The sequence below is a fragment of the Pseudomonas sp. GW456-12-1-14-TSB6 genome, from assembly GCF_059424205.1.
In genome coordinates this window covers 306,791-313,018 of record NZ_JBWKZE010000003.1, presented here as the reverse complement: position 1 = coordinate 313,018, position 6,228 = coordinate 306,791, and the positions used below count along the sequence as shown (strand labels likewise).

Sequence of the window (6,228 nt, the reverse complement as noted above, 5' to 3'; positions counted from 1 at the left end):
GCTCGTATGGCGCTGGAAGGCAAAGACGACAACGAAATGGGCACCACCGCTGTTAAGAAGCTGGTGGAAACTCTGGACAGCTACATCCCAGAGCCAGAGCGTGCTATCGACAAGCCGTTCCTGATGCCAATCGAAGACGTGTTCTCGATCTCGGGTCGCGGTACTGTTGTAACTGGTCGTATCGAGCGCGGTATCGTTCGCGTTCAGGACGCCCTGGAAATCGTTGGTCTGCGTGACACCACCACCACCACCTGCACCGGTGTTGAGATGTTCCGCAAGCTGCTGGACGAAGGTCGTGCTGGCGAGAACTGCGGCGTTCTGCTGCGTGGTACCAAGCGTGACGACGTTGAGCGTGGTCAGGTTCTGGTTAAGCCGGGTTCGGTTAAGCCGCACACCAAGTTCACCGCAGAAGTTTACGTTCTGAGCAAGGAAGAAGGCGGTCGTCACACTCCGTTCTTCAAAGGCTACCGTCCACAGTTCTACTTCCGTACTACTGACGTGACTGGTAACTGCGAGCTGCCAGAAGGCGTTGAAATGGTAATGCCAGGTGACAACATTCAGATGACTGTTACCCTGATCAAAACCATCGCGATGGAAGACGGTCTGCGTTTCGCAATCCGTGAAGGCGGCCGTACCGTTGGTGCTGGCGTCGTAGCTAAAATCATCGAGTGATCTCTTTATTGAGTCAGCTCTGATGAGTTGAAAAAGCCCCCGCTTAGCGGGGGCTTTTTTATTGGGTTGACACCTATCTGGGGCGTCTATAGAATTGCGCCTCCTTTTAACGGGCGTATTGCGCCCGGTGGGAATAGCAGCCGGAGTCTGAAATCCAATGCAAAATCAGCAAATCCGTATCAGGTTGAAGGCTTTTGACCATCGCCTGATCGACCAATCAACCCAGGAAATCGTGGAAACCGCGAAACGTACTGGTGCTCAAGTGCGTGGTCCAATTCCACTGCCTACCCGTAAAGAGCGGTTCACCGTTCTGGTTTCCCCGCACGTCAACAAAGACGCGCGTGACCAGTACGAAATCCGCACTCATAAGCGCGTTCTGGACATCGTTCAGCCAACGGATAAAACCGTTGATGCACTTATGAAGCTTGATCTTGCGGCCGGTGTGGAAGTGCAGATCAGCCTCGGCTAAGACTCGGTCTTGGTCGTGTAACGCTCTGAAATGGGCGGCCATAGCGGGTGAAAGCCCCGTACACTCATGAGGTTTACAACATGACTATTGGTGTAGTCGGTCGTAAAGCGGGTATGACCCGTATTTTCACCGAAGAAGGTGTCTCCATTCCGGTCACGGTCATTGAGATCGAGCCGAATCGCGTCACCCAGTTCAAAACTGAAGAAACCGATGGCTATCGTGCAGTGCAAGTCACTGTCGGCGAGCGTCGTGCTTCCCGTGTTACAGCTGCTCAAGCTGGCCACTTCGCCAAGGCGAACGTTGCCGCTGGTCGTACCGTAATGGAATTCCGTCTTGAAGAAGGCGAGTACCAGGCCGGCGATCTGATCAACGCTGAAATCTTCGCTGCTGGTCAACTGGTTGATGTAACCGGTCAGTCCAAAGGTAAAGGCTTCCAGGGTACGATCAAGCGTTGGAACTTCCGCGGGCAAGATAACACCCACGGTAACTCCGTATCCCACCGCGTCCCAGGCTCTATCGGCCAGTGCCAGACTCCTGGTCGTGTATTCAAGGGCAAAAAAATGTCCGGTCATATGGGCGCTGAGCGCGTGACCGTGCAGTCCCTGGAAGTAGTGCGCGTGGACGCTGAACGCAATCTGTTGTTGGTCAAGGGCGCTGTACCTGGCGCTACTGGCGGCAACCTGGTTGTACGTCCGGCAGCCAAGGCTCGCGGTTAAGGGGAAGCTGACATGCAATTAAATGTAAATGACGCTCAAGCGATCGAAGTTTCCGAACTGACATTTGGCGGCGAGTTCAACGAGACGCTGGTTCACCAAGCAGTCGTGGCCTACATGGCTGGCGGCCGTCAGGGTAGCAAGCAGCAGAAGACCCGTTCCGACGTTCGTGGTGGCGGCAAGCGCCCATGGCGTCAGAAAGGTACTGGCCGTGCTCGTGCCGGTACTATCCGCAGCCCAATCTGGCGCGGCGGCGGCACCACCTTTGCAGCTCGTCCACAGGATCACTCCCAGAAGCTGAACAAGAAGATGTATCGCGCAGCAATGCGTTCCATCCTTGCTGAGCTGGTGCGTACTGATCGTCTGGTCGTGGTTCAGGATTTCGCAGTTGAAACTCCGAAAACCAAAGACCTGCTGGGCAAACTGAATAACATGAGCCTGACCGATGTTCTGATCGTGTCGGACGCTGTTGATCAGAACCTGTACCTGGCTGCTCGCAACCTGCCACACGTTGATGTACGTGACGTGCAAGGTTCCGATCCAGTTAGTCTGATCGCATACGACAAGGTGTTGATCACCGTGTCGGCCGTGAAGAAATTCGAGGAGCTGCTGGGATGAACCAGGAACGCGTATTTAAAGTTCTGCTTGGCCCGCACGTTTCCGAGAAGGCTACGGTTCTGGCAGACAAGAAAGGCCAGTTCGTTTTCAAGGTTGCTACTGATGCAACCAAGCTGGAAATCAAGAAGGCCGTCGAAAGCCTGTTCAGCGTGAAAGTTGAGCGTGTTACTACCCTGAATGTTCTGGGTAAGAGCAAGCGCACCGCTCGCGGTCTGGGCAAGCGTAATGACTGGAAGAAGGCAGTTATCTCCCTTCAGCCAGGCCAAGATCTCGATTTCAGCAGCAGTGCTGAGTAAGGAAGGGGTGCATCATGGCAATCGTTAAATGCAAACCGACTTCCCCTGGCCGCCGTTTTGTGGTCAAGGTGGTCAACCAGGAGCTGCATAAAGGCGCTCCTCACGCACCGCTGCTCGAGAAAAAATCGAAGTCTGGTGGTCGTAACAACAATGGCCGTATTACCACTCGTCACATCGGTGGTGGTCATAAGCAGCATTATCGTCTGGTCGACTTCCGTCGCAACGACAAAGATGGCATCGCTGCCACTGTCGAGCGTATCGAATACGATCCAAACCGTACTGCTCACATCGCTCTGCTGCTGTACGCAGATGGCGAGCGTCGCTACATCATCGCCCCTAAAGGCGTGAGCGCTGGCGACCAGCTGATCGCAGGTGCTCTGGCACCGATCAAGCCGGGCAACGCTCTGCAACTGCGCAACATTCCAGTTGGTAGCACCGTACACGGCATCGAACTGAAGCCAGGTAAAGGCGCGCAAATCGCTCGTTCCGCTGGCGCTTCGGCTCAGCTGATCGCTCGTGAAGGCGTTTACGTGACCCTGCGTCTGCGTTCCGGTGAAATGCGTAAAGTACTGGCTGAGTGCCGTGCGACCCTGGGCGAAGTCTCGAACTCCGAGCACAGCCTGCGTTCGCTGGGTAAAGCTGGTGCCAAGCGCTGGCGTGGCGTTCGCCCAACCGTTCGTGGTGTTGCCATGAACCCGGTTGACCACCCACATGGTGGTGGTGAAGGTCGTACCTCTGGTGGTCGTCATCCGGTATCGCCATGGGGCTTCCCGACTAAGGGCGCGAAGACTCGTGGTAATAAGCGTACCGACAAAATGATCGTCCGTCGTCGCAAGTAAATAGAGGGATACGACAGTGCCACGTTCTCTGAAAAAAGGTCCTTTTATTGATCTTCACCTACTGAAGAAGATCGAAGTGGCGGCGGAAAAGAACGATCGCAAACCAATTAAGACTTGGTCGCGTCGTTCGATGATCCTGCCACAAATGGTCGGTCTGACCATCGCAGTACACAACGGTCGTCAGCACGTCCCAGTTCTCGTTAACGAAGACATGGTCGGCCACAAACTGGGCGAGTTCGCCGGTACCCGCAACTATCGCGGGCACGTGGCAGACAAGAAAGCCAAGCGTTAAGGGGTAAGGAAATGGAAGTAGCCGCTAAGTTGTCGGGCGCTCGAATCTCCGCCCAGAAAGCCCGCTTGGTCGCCGACCAGATCCGCGGGAAGAAGGTGGGCGAAGCGCTCAACCTGTTGGCTTTCAGCAGTAAGAAAGCCGCCGAGATCATGAAAAAAGTGCTGGAGTCGGCCGTAGCCAACGCCGAGCATAACGAAGGCGCAGACGTTGATGACCTGAAGGTCAGCACTGTTTTCGTCAACGAAGGGCGTTCGCTGAAGCGCATCATGCCACGTGCCAAAGGCCGTGCTGATCGCATCGTCAAGCGGTCTTGCCATATCACTGTCAAGGTTGCTGACAAGTAACGGAGTCGAAGAGATGGGTCAGAAAGTACATCCCATTGGCATTCGCCTGGGAATCGTCAAGGAGCACACCTCCGTCTGGTACGCAGACGGTCGGACTTATGCGGACTACTTGTTCGCTGATCTGAAGGTGCGTGAATACCTCCAAGACAAACTAAAAAGCGCGTCCGTAAGCCGTATCGATATCCATCGTCCGGCTCAAACTGCACGCATCACCATCCACACCGCTCGTCCAGGTATTGTTATCGGGAAGAAAGGTGAAGATGTTGAGAAACTGCGTCAGGACCTGACCAAGCAAATGGGTGTGCCTGTGCACATCAATATCGAAGAGATCCGCAAGCCGGAGCTCGACGGTATGCTGGTTGCGCAGAGCGTAGCTCAGCAGCTGGAGCGTCGTGTAATGTTCCGTCGCGCCATGAAGCGCGCTGTACAGAACGCCATGCGCATTGGTGCCAAAGGCATCAAAATCCAAGTGAGCGGTCGTCTCGGCGGTGCTGAAATCGCACGTACTGAATGGTATCGCGAAGGTCGTGTGCCACTGCACACCCTGCGTGCCGACATCGACTATGCCAACTACGAAGCTCACACCACTTACGGTGTGATCGGTGTAAAGGTTTGGATCTTCAAAGGCGAAGTAATTGGTGGTCGCCAAGAAGAGCTGAAGCCACAAGCACCAGCGCCTCGTAAAAAAGCTGCTAAGTAAGGGGTACGCCAAATGTTGCAACCTAAGCGTACGAAGTTCCGCAAGCAGATGACCGGCCACAACCGTGGTCTGGCACTGCGCGGTAGCAAAGTCAGCTTCGGCGAGTTCGCGCTGAAGTCTGTAGCTCGTGGTCGTCTCACCGCTCGTCAGATCGAGTCAGCGCGTCGTGCACTGACCCGTCACGTAAAACGTGGCGGCAAGATCTGGATCCGTGTATTCCCGGACAAGCCGATCTCCAAGAAGCCTCTCGAGGTTCGTATGGGTAAAGGTAAGGGTAACGTGGAGTACTGGGTTGCCCAGATTCAGCCAGGCAAAGTCCTGTATGAAATCGAGGGTGTTTCTGAAGAGCTGGCGCGTGAGGCTTTCGCCCTGGCTGCTGCAAAGCTGCCGCTCGCCACCTCCTTTGTTAAACGGACGGTGATGTGATGAAAGCGAATGAACTTCGTGAAAAATCCGCACAGCAGCTGAACGAGCAACTGCTCGGCTTGCTGCGCGACCAGTTCAATCTGCGTATGCAGAAAGCAACTGGCCAGTTGGGGCAGTCTCATCTGCTCTCGCAAGTTAAGCGTGACATCGCTCGCGTGAAGACTGTGCTCAACCAGCAGGCAGGTAAGTGATCATGGCTGAAGCCGAAAAAACTGTCCGTACGCTGACTGGCCGTGTTGTCAGCGACAAGATGGACAAAACCATCACCGTTCTGATCGAGCGTCGCGTTAAGCACCCGATCTACGGTAAATACGTTAAGCGTTCGACTAAGCTGCACGCGCACGACGAAACCAATCAGTGCCACATCGGCGACAAAGTCACTATTCGTGAAACTCGTCCGATGGCCAAGACCAAGTCTTGGGCGCTGGTTGATGTTCTCGAACGCGCTGTGGAAGTCTAAGGGCTAGGGGTCGGAGAAATTATATGATTCAGACTCAATCCATGCTCGATGTGGCCGATAACAGCGGCGCTCGCCGTGTTATGTGCATCAAGGTGCTGGGTGGCTCCCATCGTCGTTACGCTGGTATCGGTGACATCATCAAAGTTACCGTGAAGGAAGCAATTCCTCGCGGTAAGGTGAAAAAAGGCCAGGTGATGACTGCTGTTGTAGTCCGCACTCGTCACGGCGTACGTCGTGCTGATGGCTCCATTATCCGCTTTGATGGCAACGCTGCTGTTCTTCTGAACAACAAGCAAGAGCCGATCGGCACCCGTATCTTTGGGCCAGTGACCCGTGAACTTCGTACTGAGAAGTTCATGAAGATCGTCTCGCTCGCCCCAGAAGTGCTGTAAGGAGATC

The 6,228-nt window shown here is 54.8% G+C and carries 13 protein-coding genes; all 13 read left to right on the top strand.

Features of this window, described 5'->3' with window-relative positions; genetic code table 11:
• Nucleotides 1-672, top strand: a 672-nt coding sequence (locus AC07Y2_RS04650) for an EF-Tu C-terminal domain-related protein (RefSeq protein ID WP_494990410.1), incomplete at its 5' end; no start/stop codon positions are given.
• Between the two features lie 157 nt (nt 673-829).
• Nucleotides 830-1,141, top strand: a complete 312-nt coding sequence (rpsJ, locus tag AC07Y2_RS04645) for a 30S ribosomal protein S10 (protein ID WP_003186070.1) — start codon at nt 830-832, stop codon at nt 1,139-1,141.
• 80 nt (nt 1,142-1,221) lie between these two features.
• Nucleotides 1,222-1,857: a 50S ribosomal protein L3 gene (rplC, locus tag AC07Y2_RS04640; protein ID WP_007955641.1), complete on the top strand. Its 636-nt coding sequence runs from the start codon at nt 1,222-1,224 to the stop codon at nt 1,855-1,857.
• Between the two features lie 12 nt (nt 1,858-1,869).
• A complete protein-coding gene (gene rplD, locus AC07Y2_RS04635) occupies nt 1,870-2,472 on the top strand; it encodes a 50S ribosomal protein L4 (protein ID WP_003228735.1) in 603 nt (200 codons plus the stop codon).
• Entirely contained in the window at nt 2,469-2,768 is a 300-nt protein-coding gene (gene rplW, locus AC07Y2_RS04630; RefSeq protein WP_002555488.1) for a 50S ribosomal protein L23, read from the top strand. Before rplD ends, rplW begins: the two co-directional genes overlap by 4 nt.
• 14 nt (nt 2,769-2,782) lie before the next feature.
• Entirely contained in the window at nt 2,783-3,607 is an 825-nt protein-coding gene (gene rplB / locus AC07Y2_RS04625) for a 50S ribosomal protein L2 (protein ID WP_003186055.1), read from the top strand.
• Between the two features lie 16 nt (nt 3,608-3,623).
• Nucleotides 3,624-3,899 (top strand): 30S ribosomal protein S19, encoded by a 276-nt coding sequence (rpsS, locus tag AC07Y2_RS04620; protein WP_011336172.1) that lies wholly within the window; start codon nt 3,624-3,626, stop codon nt 3,897-3,899.
• A gap of 11 nt (nt 3,900-3,910) precedes the next feature.
• Nucleotides 3,911-4,243: a 50S ribosomal protein L22 gene (gene rplV / locus AC07Y2_RS04615; protein WP_003103908.1), complete on the top strand. Its 333-nt coding sequence runs from the start codon at nt 3,911-3,913 to the stop codon at nt 4,241-4,243.
• A gap of 13 nt (nt 4,244-4,256) precedes the next feature.
• The gene (gene rpsC, locus AC07Y2_RS04610) at nt 4,257-4,943 is read left to right on the top strand and encodes a 30S ribosomal protein S3 (RefSeq protein ID WP_003176422.1); all 687 of its coding nucleotides are present in this window, start codon (nt 4,257-4,259) and stop codon (nt 4,941-4,943) included.
• Between the two features lie 12 nt (nt 4,944-4,955).
• Nucleotides 4,956-5,369, top strand: coding sequence for a 50S ribosomal protein L16 (gene rplP / locus AC07Y2_RS04605; RefSeq protein WP_003228729.1), 414 nt, complete (start codon nt 4,956-4,958; stop codon nt 5,367-5,369).
• Entirely contained in the window at nt 5,369-5,560 is a 192-nt protein-coding gene (rpmC, locus tag AC07Y2_RS04600) for a 50S ribosomal protein L29 (RefSeq protein ID WP_002555481.1), read from the top strand. Before rplP ends, rpmC begins: the two co-directional genes overlap by 1 nt.
• A 2-nt stretch (nt 5,561-5,562) precedes the next feature.
• Nucleotides 5,563-5,829 (top strand): 30S ribosomal protein S17, encoded by a 267-nt coding sequence (rpsQ, locus tag AC07Y2_RS04595; protein WP_003194644.1) that lies wholly within the window; start codon nt 5,563-5,565, stop codon nt 5,827-5,829.
• Between the two features lie 23 nt (nt 5,830-5,852).
• Nucleotides 5,853-6,221 carry a 50S ribosomal protein L14 gene (gene rplN / locus AC07Y2_RS04590; protein ID WP_002555479.1) on the top strand — a complete coding sequence of 123 codons (369 nt, stop codon included), beginning with the start codon at nt 5,853-5,855 and terminating at the stop codon, nt 6,219-6,221.
• Nucleotides 6,222-6,228 lie beyond the last annotated feature (7 nt).